Below are 15,893 nucleotides of genomic sequence, written 5' to 3'. Positions count from 1 at the left end.
TGCTCACGCTCCCAGCAGTTCGCGTTCGGATTCGGGGGACGCCTCCGGGAACTCCGCATCGGCGTCCTGCAGTACGTCGTGCAGGCGCTGCGCCAGGTGCAGCGCGTCGTCCTCACCCGCGGTGACATGGGTGGCCCCCTTGCTGCCGCGCAGCGCGGTCACCGGGACTCCCGCCACGGCGCCGGGGGTCAGGCCCTTGCGGCGCTGGAACTCGTCCAGGTCGACGAAGCCGCCGATCACCGCGACGAGGGGCCCGGTGGTGAGCCGGACGGTGTCGATGTTGGCGCCGTGGAAGGCGACGTAGGCCTGGTCGGCTTCCTGGTCGGAGGCGTAACGCAGGGCCGTGGAGCGCTGGTTGAGGATGACCGCGGCGGCCGAGGTGCCCCGCGTGCCGATCACCGAACCCACCCGGAACGGCGCCCGGTTGAGCCGGCAGACGATCTCCACCTTGCTCTTCTGTGCCAGCCGCACGGATCGGCGGTGCAGCACCTTCGCCCCGTACAGCGACATCATCGCTGCGATGTTGTACGACACCTCGTTCAGCAGCCGGGAGCCGCTGACCAGGTGCGGGTCGGCGCTGTAGATGCCGTCCACGTCCGAGTGGATCTCGCACTGCGGGGCGCCGAGCGCGGCGGCCAGCGCCACCGCGGACAGGTCCGAGCTGTTCTTGCCGAGCCAGGTCGGCCGGCCCTGGGCGTCCGCAGCCTGGCCGCCCGGCACGACCACGACGTCGTGCTCGCGCAGCGCGGCCCGGACCGGCCCCGGATCGGAGCGCTCCAGGCGCGCCCACATGAACGCCGAGTCCGTGACCAGTCCGAGCTGGTGCCCGGCGAGCACGGTGGCGCTGCGGCCCGCCCGGTGCAGGGCGGTGGCCAGCAGTTGGGCGCCGACGGTGTCCGCGAGGGTGAGCAGGCCGGCCACCGTCTCGTCCTCCGGGTGCGGATTGACCCGGCTGAGCCGGTCCCGGAACTGCTCGGTCTCGCCCGGCTGCCCGCTGACCACCACGACCAGCTTGCGGCCCTCCTCCTCGACCCGGCGGCTCAGCGCCTCGGCCAGCGTGCCGTACGCGGCCAGGGTGCGAAAGCTGGAGCCGCCGAACTTCAGCACGGAGGGGACATTCGGTACGGAGGGGACAGTCACAACGTGCCCCGTTCCACCAGTTCCTCCGCGATCTGCACGGCGTTGAGGGCGGCGCCGATGCGGAGGTTGTCGGCGACCAGCCACAGCCAGAACGCGCGGGGGTTGCTCTGGGTGATGCGGACCCGCCCGACGTGCACGAGGTCCGAGCTGCCCACGACGGCCGGCGTCGGGAACGCCTTCGGGTCCTGGGCGTCGTCGACCACGACCTCGGGCAGGGACCCGATGACCTCGATCAGCTCGGCCCGGTCCACCGGCTCGTGGCACTCGATGTAGACGGCCTCGGAGTGGCAGTTGGCGACCGGGACGCGCACACAGGTCGTGGTGACGTCCAGGTGCGGCAGGCCGAGGATCTTCCGGGACTCCAGGAGCATCTTCTGCTCCTCCAGGGTGAACCCGGAGTCCAGGAAGCGGTCGATCTTCGGTATCACGTTGAAGGCGAGCGAGGGCTGGAAGTTGCGCGGTTCGAACTCGGCGCCCGCACCCTGAAGGGCGGCCCGGCTGGACTCGTGCAGCTCGTCCATGCCGGAGTAGCCGAGCCCGGAGGCGGCCTGGTAGGTGCTGACCACCGCGTGCCGCACGCCCCAGCGGTCCTCGACACCGCGCAGCAGCCGGACCAGGGGGATGGTGGAGCAGTTGGGGTTGGCGATCACGCCGCTCTTCGGGAGGCGGTCCAGTTCGTGCGCGTTGACCTGCGGTACGACCAGCGGGGAGTCCGGGTCCATGCGGAAGGCGATGGTGTTGTCGATCACGACGGTGCCGGCCGCGGTGGCGATGGGCACCCACTTCTCACTCACCGAGGTGCCGGCGGAGAAGAAGGCCACGTCGGCCTGCGCGAAGTCGAACTCCTCGATCGCCTGGACCTCGTACTCCTTGCCGCCGACGGTGAGCACGCGGCCCGCGGACCGGGAGGAGGCGACCAGGTACAGCTCGCGGTAGGGCAGCCCGCGCTCTTCGATCAGTTCGATCAGGGTGGTGCCCACGGCGCCGGTGGCGCCGACGATCGCGACCCGGGGCGCGGGGGACGGACCGGACCCGCCGGTGCGGGCGGAAGCGGCAGTGGCCGTTGCGCTGGTCATCGGGACTCTCCGATCGTGAGCTTCTCGGCGCGGGCGGCGTCGGCCGGCACGGACTCGGGAAGGCCGGCGGGCGCGAGGACGGTCTCCGGGGCCTCGGCCCCGGCCGCGGTCCTGGGCTCGGGCTCGGTCTTGGTCCCGGACCCGGTCCCGGACGTGTCCTCCACCTTGTCCGAGCGGCGCGGTCCGAAGGTCCAGCCCAGGTTCACGCCGAGGCTGGCCGCGACGATCAGCGGGATGCCGAGCGCCTGGACGAGGCTGACGCGGTGGCCGTAGACCGCCCAGTCGCAGAGCATCGCGACCGCCGGGTAGATGAAGGCGAGGACGGCGATCTTCGGGGTGGGCAGCTTCTGGTACGAGGAGTACATGAGGACGTACATCAGGCAGGTGTGGATCAGTCCGAGGCCGACCAGCCAGCCCCAGTCCAGGCCCATGCCCTTCATGGCGCCGAAGGAGGCGAAGGGCAGCAGCAGCGGGATGCCGAGCGTCACCTGGACCAGCGCGACCAGGTGCGGCCTGACGCCGGTGACGCGCTTGGTGATGACGGTGGACAGCCCGTAGAAGAGGGCCGCGAGCAGCGCCTGGCCGAGCCCGATCAGGTAGCCCGAGTGGCCGCCGTTCTCGAAGTCGGAGAGCGAGACCCCGGCGGTCATGATCAGTCCGCCGAAGGCGACGACCAGCCAGCCGAACTTGGCGCGGGTCAGCTTGTCCCGGAACAGCAGCACGCCGAGCAGGGCCACGTAGAACGGCTGGGTGTGGTAGACGACCGTGGCCACCGAGATCGAGGTGTTCTTGTACGACGAGAACAGCAGGACCCAGTTGAAGACGATGAAGACGCCGCCGAGCGCGGCCAGGCCCAGCTTCTTCGGGGTGAAGTTGTGGTTGGTGAAGAAGCCGCGCACCAGGCAGTAGAGGCCCAGTGCGATCGCCCCGAAGACACAGCGGAAGAAGACGACGTTGAACGGGGATGCCCCGGATTCGACGACGAAGATGCCGATGGTGCCCGAGAGCACCATGGCGATCGTCAGTTCCGCTGTTCCCTTCAACTCGGTGCCGCTCGAACGTTGGTTCGTACTCATGGACGGTCCCTCCTCGGAGACGGGGGTGGTCGCGGGGCGGGCCGACGGGGCCGGCCGACCGCCGGTCAGTGCAGGGGAACGGCGTAGTGCAGGCCGCCGCGGGTCCACAGCTCGTTGAGTCCGCGCGGCACGCCGAGCCCGGAGGCGCCGCCCAGATTGCGCTCGTAGACGTCGGCGTAGGTGCCGACGGCGGCCAGGACGCGGGCCGCCCACTGTTCGTCCAGGCCCACCGCGGGGCCGTGCGGTCCGGCGAGCCGGGCGGCCTCGGCAAGCGCCTCGGCGCGGTGGCCGGCGCCGGCCTCGTCGACCTGGTGCTCGGCGGCGGTCAGCAGTTGCAGCACCCAGCGGCACAGCCGGTACCAGTGCGGGTCGTCGTCACGGACGGCGGCGCCCATCGGCTCCCGGGAGATCGAGGTGTCCAGCACGTGGTGGTTCCACGGGTCCACCAGCGCGGCCCGCTCCCCTGCCAGTGCGGTGCGGTCCAGTACGTAGGCGACGCACTCGCCGCTCGCGTAGGCGGCCAGCGTCTGGGCGGGCGTGGCGAAGGCGACGGGCTCGACGGGCTCAAGGCCTCTTCTGCCGTACCAGGCGGCCAGGTTGGCGGCGCTTGTGGTGCCGGCCTGCACGGCAAGCCGGGCCCCGGCGAGCTGCGCCGGATCGACGATCCCGCTGTCCCCGCGGACCAGGAAGCCCTCGCCGTCGTAGCAGGTGACCCCGGCGAACAGCACCGGCCATCCCGCCTCGCGCCCCAGCGTCCAGGTCAGGTTGCACACGGTCAGCTCGGCCTCGCGCGCCACCAGCCGGTCCAGCCGCTCGGCCGGGTCGGACGCCACCCATTCGACGGCCTCCGCGTCCCCGAGCACCGCGGCCGCCACGGCCCGCGCGATGTCGACGTCGAGCCCTGCCCACCGCCCGTCCGGCCCGCACAGCGACAGTCCGACGATCCCTCGGCTGACCACGGCCCGCAGGGCGTTGCGGCCGCGGACCTCGTCGAGGGTCGGGAACGAGGCGGGGGCGGTCGCAGGCGAAGTGGCCGCATCCACGAGCGAATCGGTCCTGCTGCGGATCGTGCTGGTGGTTTCGGTCGCTGTACTCATGTCAGGCTCCACGGGCGGACGCGGACGAGTTGTTCACGGTCGAAGCGGCGCTCGTTGTAGGCGAGCATGTCGATCAGGCCCTGGGCGGAGAGCGGCCGGACGGACTCGCTGTCCGCGGGTGCCAGGGGCATGGAGCCGGGCCGCGCCCAGCGCAGCAGGCCGTGCGGGTCGACGTACGCGCGGGAGAGGTTGGCGTTGTCCTGATGCAGGCAGAACGGCACGTCGAGGTGGCCGCGGGCGAAGGCCCGCACCAGCGCGCCGCCCACCGTCGGGGCCAGTTCGAGGGTGCTGTCGACCAGCATCCGGGCCTCCTCGTACAGGCCGGTCTCGGTCGCCGCCATCGGCTCGGCGTGCTCCGCGGCGACGGCCGCCGCGAACTCCAGCGCGTCGACGTTCTCGGCGACCGTCGGAATGCGGAACGCCTCCGCCGGGGTCTTGACGATCAGCCGCTCGGTTCCGCTCAGCGTCGCCAGCCGCGCGCTGTTCTCCAGAATCCGGTAGGAGCCCAGCGGGGTGCGCGGGTAGACGCCCATGTACGTGTAGAGGACGACGTGCCAGTCGGTGGCCCCCAGCCGCTCCCCCGCCAGCCGGCGCAGCGCGGCCAGCGCCTCCAGGTCCTGCGCCTGGTTGGTCTGCTGGGCGTAGCTCAGGGAGATGCTGGCGAGACCGTGCTCCCGGAAGAACAGCGCCTCCAGCACGCTGAGCGCCACCAGCAGGCTCGGCGGGCACAGCTGCCCGAGCATGCAGCCGCCGAAGCTCTCCAGATGCATCTGCTCGTCCTGCGCGGCGAGCAGTTCGCAGCAGCGCGCCCACGCGTCGGTGGCCTTGGCCAGCGGCACCCGGCTGTAGGGCAGGCAGTACGAGACCGGACCGCCCTCGGTGGCGTCGATCCCGGCCTCCACCATCGCCTCGAACAGGGGGTAGGGCAGCGCCGAGCCGTGCCTGACCTGGATCGGGAAGTCCGCTCCTGCCAGCCCCTCCAGCATCCGCCGGGTGGCCCGCGGGCCGTGCGCGACCAGCGGGAACCCGTTGAGTTCGGCGCCTGTCCGCAGCGCCTCCCTTGCGGAGTCGTGGTCGTTGACGCGGGTGTAGCTGTCCAGGGTGATGGTGCCGACGGCGGTGGCCCGGGCGCCCCGCACCCCGCTCAACCCCTCCCGCATGACCGGGAGTTCGGCGAATCCCATGCGCGGCTGCACGACGAGCCGGCCGGCCGAGGCGGCGGTACGGACGAATGTGGAGAAGCGGCTGAGGCTCGGCCCGGGAGCGGTCGTACGCCCCTCGGCGGCCGTGCGCTCGCGGCGCTCCGGCGCGGTGGCGGCGCTCATGCGGCGGCGCTCAGCGGGGAGAGCTCGGGCAACTCGGTGTCGACGTCGTCGGCACCGTCCACAGCGCCCACAGCGCCCACAGCGGAAAGCGCCGGCCTGTTCGAGGCCTCCACTCCGAAAAGGAATTCCTGGAAATCCTGGAGTCCGGCCTCGGACTCGAATACGGCGTCGTATCCGCCCGTCACGAGTTCCTTGATGAACGCGACGTTCTCCGAGCCGCGGACGCCGAGTTTCCCGCCGATGACCACACGCAGGTCCGCGAGTTCGGCGTCCTGACGTATCTTCCGGATGAGCCGGATCCCGTCGAGGTGCCCGTGACCGTTGACCGTACTGATGACCAGAACGTCCGGCCGCTCGTTCCGGCACTCCTCGATGATGAGCTCGTCGGGCACGCAGGCGCCCAGATTGCGCACTTCTCCGCCGCGCTCCTCCAGCAGGAGCTGGAGAAACACCAGGTTCCACATATGTGCGTCGGAGGACACGCTCGACACAACGAACTTCCGACCCTTGCGCACGATGTTGCCCGTCACTAATTTCCCCTCCGAAGCAATGACCAGTGGACAGCGAAATCTTGTCCGGGCGTGGGTGAGGGCGTCCAGGGAAGATCCCCCGGAATATGCGATGCGGGGGATCACCCGGTCCGATCCAACAGCGCGTTCTCAGCTGCCGGCCGAGGTGGTGTACTCCCCGGCCATGCACTCCATCGTCCGGTCGATGAACAGCCGCATCTCCCGGCTGAGGTGCCGGCCGCGCCGCCAGGCGAGCTGGGTGTAGACCTCGAAGGGCGCGTCCCAGGCCAGCTCGCTGAGCGAGCCCGAGGCGAGGTCGTCGGCCACGGTCATCCGGGGCAGCAGGCTGACGCCAAGTCCGACCAGGAGGCCGCGCTTGATGGACTCGATGTTGCCGAACTCCAGGAACGGCACCGGCTCGCCCGTACCGTCGTTGAGTTCGGCCTCGAACAGCTCCCGGTAGGCGCAGCCGACCTCCGGGGCGAGCACCTGCACCTCGCGCAGCTGCTCCAGGGTGACCTTCTCCTCCCCGGACAGCGGATGGCCGGGCGAGGCCACCAGGACCAGCGGTTCCCGGCCCAGCACCTCGCTCTCCACGCCCGAGTGCCGGGTCTCGGCCTCCATGAGGAAGCCCATGTCGAAGGTGCCCTGGCGCAGCGAGTACAGGGTCTCGGCGCACAGGCTCGGCCGCAGTACCAGGTGGACCATCGGGTAGCGGTGCAGGAAGAACTCCAGTACCGGCGGCATGCGGTAGGAGGTGACGCTCTCCATCGTGCCGATGGTGAGGACGCCCGCGGGCTCCCCCTCACCGAGCGCGACCCCGCGGGCCTCCCCGGCGAGCGACAGCATCTGCTCGGCGTAGGGCAGCAGCCGCCGCCCGGCCGGGGTGAGCTGGATCTTGCCCGTGAGCCGCTCGAAGAGCTCGACCCCCAGTGAGGCCTCCAGGCTCTTGATCTGCGCGGTCACGCTGGACTGTGCGTATTTGAGCTCGGTGGCGGCACGAGTGAAGCTGAGGAGTGTGGCGACCCTGTGGAAGGTCGTCAGCTGACGGATGTCCAAGGTGACTCCAAGGCTCGTTCGGTGGAGGATGACCGGCGAAAGCGACTCGTCCGCGTACGGTCCGGTCGCAGCCTCACGGGGTGACGCTCGTCGGCCCCTTGTTGTCCGCGAGGACGACGGTGTGGGGGGCTCTCCCGCCCGCGGCCGCCGAAGTCTCCCCCGCAACCCCCGCCGCGAGCCCCAGAGTCAGGGCCAGGGCGGCGACGAATCCGGTGATCATCTTGAGGCTGCTCGGCGTGGTCCGCATGTCTTGCTCCCCCTTGAGTCGGTGTGTTCTCGCTCGGCTGCACCGATACTCGAAGGACCCCTTCCCGAACCGGTCCCCTCCCGTTCCCGCCCCCGATACCGCCGTTCCCGCCGCAGCGGGAACGCCGGGTTTGCGCCGTTCCTTGCGCACTCCGCGCCCACCCGGCCACACAGGGTGTCGCCCCACGGGACAACCGCCTATGATCTCGCGGACGGTAGGGGTACCGGCAGGGGACAGCGTCAACCGGTGAAGCGGTGTGACCCGTCGCGGCCACCGGCCAGGGGGGACATGTGGAGAACGAGGAAGGCAAGCTGCCGCAACAGCCGGTCCGGTTCAACGTCCTCGGCCCCCTGGAGGGTTGGTCCGGCAGGTCCCGGCTCCATCTCGGCGGCGCGGTCCAGGAACGCGTTCTGGCCACCTTGCTGCTGGAACCGGACAGACTGGTACCGGTCAGCCGGCTGGTCGAGGCCGTCTGGTGCGAGGCGCCCCCGACGACCGCCTCGCATCAGGTCCGCAAGGCCGTCGCGCATCTGCGCCGGCGTGTGCCCAACGGCAATGAGCTGATCCTCACCGACGGCCCCGGATACCGGGTGTCGGTCGAGGGCGTCCAGCTCGACCTGCTCGAATTCACCGCGGGTACGGCCGCCGCGGGCCGCGCCCTCGCCGAGGGCCGCGCCGCCGACGCCCTGGCCGAACTGCGGCAGGCCCTGGCGCTGTGGCGCGGGCCGGCGCTCTCCGGCATGGACGGCCCCGTGATCGAGGCCGCCGCGACCAGCCTCAACGAGCGCCACCTCGCCGCCGCCGAGCAGCTTCTGGAGCTCCGCCTCGGCCTCGGGGAGGCCGCCGAACTCGTCGCCGACCTGCGCCGGTCGATCTCCGAGCACCCGCTGCGCGAGACGCTGCGCGGCCATCTGATGCTGGCTCTCTACCGCAGCGGCCGCCAGGCCGAGGCGCTGGAGGAGTACGGCAAGGTCCGCGAACTCCTCGCCGAGGAGCTGGGCATAGACCCCGGCCGCCCGCTGACCCGCCTCTACGAGGGCATCCTGCGCGAGGCCCCGGAACTCGCCGCCCCCGAACGCCCCGCGCCTCCCGCCCGGCACTCCGGGCCGCCCCGGGACCCCAGGCCCACGCCGACCCACGCCTTCGCCCCGGTGCCGGCCCTGGGCAGCGCGGCCCCGGAAGCCGCCGTACCCGCCGACGGGCCGGCCCGCGTCGCCGCGCCGACGACGAGCGCGGCGGCGGCTTCCCCGTCAACCGCTCCCGTCACGGCCCCTTCGACACCCACGGCACCGGGCAGCGGGTCCCCGGCGGCCGCCACCACCCCGGCCCCCTGCACCCTCCCGTACGACCTCTCCGACTTCACGGGCCGCCGGGAAGACCTCGCCGCGCTTCTGGCCTGCATCCACCGCAAGAACGATCCTTCGAACACGTCGACCACCATGGTCGCCATCGACGGCATGGGCGGCAGCGGCAAGACCTCCCTCGCCGTGCGCGCCGCCCGCCGGGTCGCGCACCTCTTCCCCGACGGCCAACTCCACATAGACCTCCAAGGCTTCACTCCCGGCGGGCGCTCGGTGACCCCGGCCGCCGCCCTCGAAACCCTGCTGCGCGCGGTCGGCACGCCCGCCGAACGCATTCCCGACGACGCCGACGGGCGCGCCGCGCTCTGGCGGTCCGCGCTCGCCGAGCGCCGCGTACTGCTGCTCCTGGACAACGCGCACGACGCCGCGCAGATCCTCCCGCTCCTGCCGCCCGCGCACGGCTGCCTGGTCCTGGTCACCAGCCGGTCCCGGCTGTTCGACCTGGACGGCGCCGAGTGGATCTCCATCGGCCCCATGTCCCACGAGGACGGCGAGCAGCTCCTCACCGAAATGCTCGGCCCGGCCCGGGTCGCGGCCGAGCCTGAGGCAACGGCCGAACTCGTCGAGCTGTGCGGCCGGCTCCCGCTCGCCCTGCGCATCGTCGCCGCCCGGCTGCGCAACCGGCCCCGCTGGACGGTCCGTTACCTCGCCGACCGCCTCCATGACGAGACCCGCCGCCTGGAGGAGCTCAGTGTCGGCGAGCGCAGTGTCGCCGCGTCCCTGCGACTGTCGTACCAGGCCATGGACGCGGAACACCGGGCCGCCTTCCGGATGTTGAGCCTGCATCCCGGCTCCGACCTGGACACCCACTCCGCCGCCGCGCTCCTCGGCCTGGACCCGCACGGCTCCGAGGCAATACTGGAACGCCTCCTGGATGTCCATCTCCTGCAGCAGCCGGACATGGGGCTGTACACCTTCCACGACCTGGTACGGAATTTCGCGCAGAGTCAGCGCGGTCCGGCCACCGAGCGGGACGACACCCAGGCTGTCGAACGCCTCCTCGACTACTACCTCTCCGCCTCCGAGGAGGCCTGCCAGCTGCTCTTCCCCGGCCGCAAGCGCAGTGTCACCAGCATCCCCGCGTTCACCGGTGAACTACCGCCGCTGCGGGACCAGGAGTGCGCCGCCCAGTGGTTCGAGCGGGAGCACAGCAGCCTGCTGTTCGCGGTCACCCTGGCCGACCGGCACGGCTTCGACCGGCACACCGTGGGGCTCACCCGGAACATCGTGTTCCAACTCAACGCGCGTGGACGGTTCGAGGACTTCCGGGAACTCAGCCAGGTCGCGGTGGCCGCCGCCCGCCGCATCGAGGATCTTGCGCTGCTCGGCGTCAGCCTCTCCAACCTCGGTATCGCCTGCTGGAAGCTCGGCCACTTCAACGAGGGCATCGAGGTTGTCACCGAGGGCCGCGACCTCGCCCGGCGGCTCGGTGACAAACAGACCGAGGCGCACAGCGAGTCCACCATCGGTTTGCTGCTGACCGTGCTGGGCCAGTACGCCGAGGCCCTGCCCCATCTGCAACGCGCGATCGCCCTCGACCGCGAACTGGGCATCCGCCGGGCCGAGGCCGAGACGCTGACCATTCTCAGCACCCTGCACGAGCAGCAGGGCCGCTACGAGGAGGCGGCGGCCGCCGCGCGCCAGGCGCTGACGATCCACCGTGACGTCGAGGACCGCAACAACGAGGTCATGGCCCTCACCGACCTGGCCTTCGCCCACGTCGGTCTCGGCGAGTACGAGGACGCCCGCGACTGTCTCAGGCGCGCCCGGGACCGCTGCGACGACTTCAGCCCGCCCGGCGACTTCGCCCTGGTCCTCGCGCTCTCCGCCGAGGTCGCCCAGTGCCTGGGGCACCTCGACGAGGCGGATGCCTGCGCGGGCCCCGCCCTCCGCCTGGCCCACGCCGGCGACAGCCCCACCCGCCAGGCCCAGGTCCAGAACCTCATCGGCCGCCTCCACCTGCGCCGCGGCGAGTACGACCAGGCCCTGGCCCTGCACACCCACGCCCACGAACTCGCCACGTCGATCCGCTACCGCGCGGAACAGGCCCGCGCCCTGACCGGCATGGCCACCGCGGCGGAGGCCCTGGGTGACCCCACCACCGCCTCCGCCCACCGCACGGCGGCCACCTCCCTGTACACGTTCATGGAGGCCCCGGTGTGCCGGGACCCGGAACCCATGGCGGTGGAGACGTCGTAGCCCGGCGCACGGGCGCGTGATCGGGAGCGGCGGCCCAATTCGAGAGGGTGGTTTTGGCCCGTACGACAACTCCTTGAGCGCGGGGGCGGACCAGGATCCTTCCTGTATCGCGTCCGAGATCGGGAAGGCCGGCTTTCCTTGCGCAGTCCTGAGTTCCTGCCACCGCTCCCGCGGGTGTCCACCCCGCACTTTGGTGTCCGACCGTTGCGAGAAGGCGGAGCGGTGGGGCGGGCTCGCCCGGCTCTGGGCATCCTCGGGGGGATGGGGCCGCTGGCGACGGCCGACTTCTACCACCGGCTCGTCGCGCGGACCCCGGCCGACTCCGACCAGGGACACCTTCCGGTGCTGATGTGGGCCGATCCGTCGGTCCCGGACCGGACCGCCGCGCTGCTGGGCCACGGCCCCTCCCCCGTGCCGGCGCTCGTCGCGGGCGCACGCTGGCTGAAGCAGGCGGGAGCGCGGTGTCTGGCCATCCCGTGCAACACCGCGCATGCCTATGTCGAGCAGGTGGCGAAGGCCACCGGCATCGAGGTCCTGGACATGATCCAGGCGGCGCTCCAGGCCGCGGCGAGCACGGGGCCCGGCACCACACGGGTGGGCATCCTCGCCACGCAGGGAACGCGCAAGGCCGGCTTGTACGAACGTGCCGGTGCCCGTCTCGGCATCGACGTGCTCCAGGTTTCCGCCCGCATGCAGACCACGTCGGTCGACCCGGCCATCCGCGCGGTCAAGGCCGGAGCGGAGCGCGCCGAGCCCGAGCAGCGGATCGCGGCGGCCGCCAAGGCCCTCAAGGGGCAGGGAGCGCAGGTCATCATCGCCGCCTGCACGGAGATCCCGCTGATCAGCGGGGCGGCGGCGCGCATCGTGCCGGTGGTCGACTCCACCGACGCCCTGGTGGACAGCGCGCTGTCCCGGCTGTGGCGAGCCGGTCGACCCGGTTCGTCCTGAGCCACGAATCGTCTGACGTACCCTCGTCCGCATGAACGAATTCGCGGGGCTTTCACGGTCCTAACCTGCGGAGATGATCAGGCACATGTCGACACACCCCGCCAGGAGCCTCAGCCGGGTGCTCGACGATCTCGGCTCCACCCTCCTGGACCTGCTGCACGGTGACGCCGGACGGGCCGTCGAGATCGGCGGCGTCGGTATTCACGACCCGCACGACGAGCAGCACTACCCGTCGCACGCGATCGTGCTGGGCAACGGCGTCAAAGGACCCGGGCAGATCGCTGAGCTCCTGTACGACCTCCACGCCCAGGAAGCCGCGGCCTTGGTGGTCAGGGGCCCGATCGAGGACACGGAACAGATCGAGCGGGCGGTCGCAGAGAGCGGCGTGGCCCTGCTGGCACTGACCCCTGGGGCCTCCTGGGCCCAGCTGGCAGCGATGCTGCGCACCCTGCTGTCCGAGGGGGACATCGGCCAGGGCGAGGAACACACACTGGGCGGGGTGCCGTCCGGCGACCTGTTCGCCCTCGCCAACGCCATCGCCACGCTGCTGAACGCGCCCGTCACCATCGAGGACCGCCGGTCCAAGATCCTGGCCTTCTCGGGCGGGCAGGACACGGCCGACGCCCCCCGGGTGGAGAGCATCCTGGCCCGGCAGGTGCCCGAGCGGTATCTGCGCCATCACGAGGAACACGGCGTGTTCAAGGAGCTGTACCGCAGCGAGCGCCCGGTGCACGTGCCGGCGCCCACGCTGGGCGACCAGGTGGCATTGCCCCGGGTCGCGGTGGCGGTGCGGGCCGGGGACGAGTTCCTGGGCTCGGTGTGGGCCACGTTGCGCGAGCCGCTGACCAGCGAGCGGGAGGAGGCTTTCCTTGAGGCGGCCAAGCTGGTCGCCCTGCACATGCTCCGGTTCAGGGCGGGCACCGACGCCGAGTACCGGCTGCGCGCCGACCTCGTCGCGACCGCGCTGGAGGGCGGCGCCGGGGCGATCGCCGCGCTGGGCCGCCTGGGCCTGGTCGATGAGCCCACGCTGGTCATGGCCATGGGACTGGCCCCCGACGATGGCGACGACCACGCCCATGTCACCGCCGAGCACCAACGCCTGGCCGCGGCTCTGGCCGTGCACCTGAGCGCGGTCCAGCCGCGCTCCGCCGTGGCCCTGCTCGGTGACGTGGCGTATGCGCTGTTCCCGGTGACGTCGGATGCGGCTCATGCCCGCGAGCGCGCCGTGCAGGTCGCCTCGAACTTCCTTCAGCGCACCGGCGGCCGGGCGGGCGCCGTCATCGGGATCGGGTCGGTGGCCTTGGAACCGGCGGGCCTCGCGCGCTCACGGGCCAATGCCGACCGCACGCTGCGTGTGCTGTTCAGCGGCCGGTCCTCGCAGCGTGTCGCCGCGATCGCCGACGTGTACGTCGACGCGCTCCTGCTGGAGATGCGGGATCTGGCGATCAGCAACCGTGACGAGCTCTCCGGCTCACTCGCTCGCCTCGCGGCCTACGACGCCCAGCACAACGCCCATCTCGTGGAGACGCTGCGGGCCTGGCTGGATGCCTTCGGAGACGTGATCGGCGCCTCGGCCGGCGTGTTCGTCCACCCCAACACCTTCCGCTACCGCATCCGTCGGGTGGCCGAGGTGGGGCAGATCGACCTGCAGGACCCCTCGGCCCGGTTCGCCGCGATGCTTCAGCTGCGCCTGATGGACGACGACGGCAGGACCCGCTCCGAGACGGCGGGCCCCACGCCGTCTCTCGCCTGATCGGCGCCGCCGGGTTCAGAGGCGGACGCCTGGCGGGGGCGTGAGGTCGGCGTGCGTGTCGTGGAAGGTGTCCGCGTACTCGATGGTGCGCACCCAGTCGTAGAACAGTTCCTTGGTGGACAGGATCTCGATCCCCGCTCCGCCCACGCGCCGCAGTCCCCGATCGTGCGCGGAGCCGGGCGCGTACGCGGCGTCCTCGACGACGACGACCCGCTTGCCCGCGTCGTGCAGTTGGATCGCGGAGTGGGCGACGCAGATGTCGGTCTCGATCCCGACCAGGACCGTCGTGGTGCGGCCGGTGGCTTCGATCGCCGCGGCGATGCCGGGGTTGTCCCACGCGGCGAAGGCGTTCTTCGCCAGCGTGACCGCCTTCGCCGGCAGGACCCCCCGGATCTCCGGGACGGTGTGGCCACTGGCGGCCGGATCCTCCTCGGTCACCACGACCGGGATGGCCAGGCGGTCGGCCACGGAGGTGATCCAGGCGATGCGCTGCACCATCTCGTCAAAACGTTGCCGGTCCACGTCCAGCCGGGTGGGCGGGTAGAAGTTGTTCTGCACATCAATGATCACCAGCGCGGAGTCGGCACGGTCGATCAGCGGCATCTCGTCTCCTCAAGATCTCCGGGGTGACGCCACCATAGAAACCGCGCCGGGCCCGAGATTCGTCTGCCTGCCCAAGCCGTGACCAGCCGGTTCGTACCGGGAGACCAACCCCCGCGCGGCCCGGCGTGCCTACGCTGCGGGCCGGGTTCCACCAACCACTTGCGGAGGGCGTGCGTGAAGGCCGACATGGAGCACTGGGCAAGCCGTCTGACGGCGCTGGCAGCCGAGAGCCAGGTGCCGGGCGCGAGCCTGGCCCTCTGGTGGGGCGGGGAGCTGTACACGTGCGCCACCGGTGTGCTCAACACCACGACCGGCGCCGCCGTGCGCACCGACTCGCTGTTCCAGATCGGCTCGATCACCAAGGTCTGGACCGCGACCCAGCTGATGCTCCTGATCGAGCAGGGCCGCGTCGCACTGGACACCCCGGTCGTGGAGGTACTGCCCGACTTCACGGTCGGCGACCGGCTGGCCACGGCCGCGATCACACTGCGGCATCTGCTCACCCACACCTCCGGCATCGACGGAGATCTCTTCGTGGACACCGGGCGTGGCGACGACTGCCTTGAGCGGTACGTCGAGGCGTGCGCCGCACTGGAGCAGACCTTCCCCGTCGGGGACTCCCACTCGTACTGCAACGCGGGCTTCGTCATCGCCGGCCGGGTGGTCGAACAGCTCACCGGCAAGGTCTGGGACCGGGCGCTGCGTGAGCAGATCTGTGCGCCGCTTGGCCTGACGCACACCTGGACGCTGCCGGAGGACGTGCTGCGATTCAGTGCCGCCATGGGCCACGGCGACGACGGGAGCATCGCGCCCGCGTGGGGGCTGCCGCGGTCGATCGGCCCCGCGGGGCTCATCTGCGCCACCGCTGCGGACGTGGTCGCTTTCGGCCGCGCCCACCTCACTCCCGGTGCCCTGCTCGCCGACCCCGCCGTGATGCGCAGGCCTCTGGTCGACCTGCCCAACCCGCACTGCGGCGGACGGCGGTGGGGCATCGGCTGGAGCCTGGACGAGTGGGACGGTCACCAGGTGGCGGCCCACACCGGAGACACCATCGGCCAGCACGCCGCACTCTGGGTCCTGCCCGGCCTTGAGACCGTCATCTGCGTGCTGGTCAACGGCGGTCGCAGCGCCGAGTTCCAGCACCGTCTGGTCGGCGAACTCCTCGACGGTCTGCACGACATGACGGTTCCTGACCCGCTCGCGCCCGCCGCCGACCCGGTGGACGTGGACGTGGCGGCGTTCACCGGCGTCTACGAACGGGCGGGCAGCAGGATCAAGGTGACCTCCCGCCGGGGAGGGCTGCGCCTGTGCGCCGAGCCGACCGGGATCCTGGCCGGTCTCGCGCAGCCGCGGACGCTGGATCTCACCGCGGTCGACGCCACCACGTTCGTCGGCCGCGCCGAAGGCGATGCGGTGTGGGATGCGGTGGTGTTCGAGAACCGGCCCGGCGGCCCGTCATATCTGCACTACAGCGGCCGCGCCACCCCCAAGACCGGCTGA

Annotated in this window: 13 protein-coding genes; 4 read left to right on the top strand and 9 right to left on the bottom strand. The window is 71.5% G+C overall.

What is annotated here, in order from left to right:
- Positions 1-3 precede the first annotated feature (3 nt).
- The 8 genes from ACGFW5_RS09325 to ACGFW5_RS09290 all read right to left on the bottom strand — a co-directional run bounded on the left by ACGFW5_RS09325 (position 4) and on the right by ACGFW5_RS09290 (position 7,529).
- A complete protein-coding gene (locus ACGFW5_RS09325) occupies positions 4-1,107 on the bottom strand; it encodes an aspartate kinase (RefSeq protein WP_393833564.1) in 1,104 nt (367 codons plus the stop codon).
- A 29-nt stretch (positions 1,108-1,136) separates the two neighbouring features.
- Entirely contained in the window at positions 1,137-2,216 is a 1,080-nt protein-coding gene (locus ACGFW5_RS09320) for an aspartate-semialdehyde dehydrogenase (protein ID WP_393833563.1), read from the bottom strand.
- Entirely contained in the window at positions 2,213-3,292 is a 1,080-nt protein-coding gene (locus ACGFW5_RS09315; RefSeq protein ID WP_393833562.1) for a DMT family transporter, read from the bottom strand. The genes ACGFW5_RS09320 and ACGFW5_RS09315 overlap by 4 nt, the downstream gene beginning before the upstream one ends.
- Before the next feature lie 65 nt (positions 3,293-3,357).
- Positions 3,358-4,389: a transporter substrate-binding domain-containing protein gene (locus ACGFW5_RS09310; RefSeq protein ID WP_393833561.1), complete on the bottom strand. Its 1,032-nt coding sequence runs from the start codon at positions 4,387-4,389 to the stop codon at positions 3,358-3,360.
- Positions 4,386-5,714, bottom strand: a complete 1,329-nt coding sequence (locus ACGFW5_RS09305; protein WP_393833560.1) for a methylaspartate mutase — start codon at positions 5,712-5,714, stop codon at positions 4,386-4,388. Before ACGFW5_RS09305 ends, ACGFW5_RS09310 begins: the two co-directional genes overlap by 4 nt.
- Positions 5,711-6,349, bottom strand: a complete 639-nt coding sequence (locus ACGFW5_RS09300) for a cobalamin B12-binding domain-containing protein (RefSeq protein WP_393833559.1) — start codon at positions 6,347-6,349, stop codon at positions 5,711-5,713. Before ACGFW5_RS09300 ends, ACGFW5_RS09305 begins: the two co-directional genes overlap by 4 nt.
- Before the next feature lie 24 nt (positions 6,350-6,373).
- The gene (locus tag ACGFW5_RS09295) at positions 6,374-7,282 is read right to left on the bottom strand and encodes a LysR family transcriptional regulator (RefSeq protein ID WP_393833558.1); all 909 of its coding nucleotides are present in this window, start codon (positions 7,280-7,282) and stop codon (positions 6,374-6,376) included.
- Between the two features lie 73 nt (positions 7,283-7,355).
- Positions 7,356-7,529 carry a hypothetical protein gene (locus ACGFW5_RS09290; protein WP_393833557.1) on the bottom strand — a complete coding sequence of 58 codons (174 nt, stop codon included), beginning with the start codon at positions 7,527-7,529 and terminating at the stop codon, positions 7,356-7,358.
- Positions 7,530-7,819: 290 nt separating this feature from the next.
- On the opposite strand from ACGFW5_RS09290, the gene ACGFW5_RS09285 reads away from it, so the two are divergent.
- From ACGFW5_RS09285 to ACGFW5_RS09275, 3 genes are all read left to right on the top strand, one after another.
- A complete protein-coding gene (locus ACGFW5_RS09285) occupies positions 7,820-11,089 on the top strand; it encodes a BTAD domain-containing putative transcriptional regulator (RefSeq protein ID WP_393833556.1) in 3,270 nt (1,089 codons plus the stop codon).
- Positions 11,090-11,263: 174 nt separating this feature from the next.
- Positions 11,264-12,037 (top strand): aspartate/glutamate racemase family protein, encoded by a 774-nt coding sequence (locus tag ACGFW5_RS09280; RefSeq protein WP_393833555.1) that lies wholly within the window; start codon positions 11,264-11,266, stop codon positions 12,035-12,037.
- A gap of 85 nt (positions 12,038-12,122) precedes the next feature.
- Entirely contained in the window at positions 12,123-13,790 is a 1,668-nt protein-coding gene (locus ACGFW5_RS09275; RefSeq protein WP_393833554.1) for a PucR family transcriptional regulator, read from the top strand.
- Positions 13,791-13,805: 15 nt separating this feature from the next.
- Here ACGFW5_RS09275 and ACGFW5_RS09270 read toward each other — a convergent pair whose 3' ends face one another.
- Positions 13,806-14,393, bottom strand: coding sequence for an isochorismatase family protein (locus ACGFW5_RS09270; protein ID WP_393833553.1), 588 nt, complete (start codon positions 14,391-14,393; stop codon positions 13,806-13,808).
- Positions 14,394-14,567: 174 nt separating this feature from the next.
- Between ACGFW5_RS09270 and ACGFW5_RS09265 the strand changes: the two genes are divergently transcribed.
- A complete protein-coding gene (locus tag ACGFW5_RS09265; RefSeq protein WP_393833552.1) occupies positions 14,568-15,893 on the top strand; it encodes a serine hydrolase domain-containing protein in 1,326 nt (441 codons plus the stop codon).

This window comes from Streptomyces sp. NPDC048416 (assembly GCF_043200435.1).
Taxonomy (GTDB): Bacteria; Actinomycetota; Actinomycetes; order Streptomycetales; family Streptomycetaceae; genus Streptomyces.
Note: the sequence above shows the minus strand (reverse complement) of the source record. Positions and strands in the feature narration are given on the sequence as shown.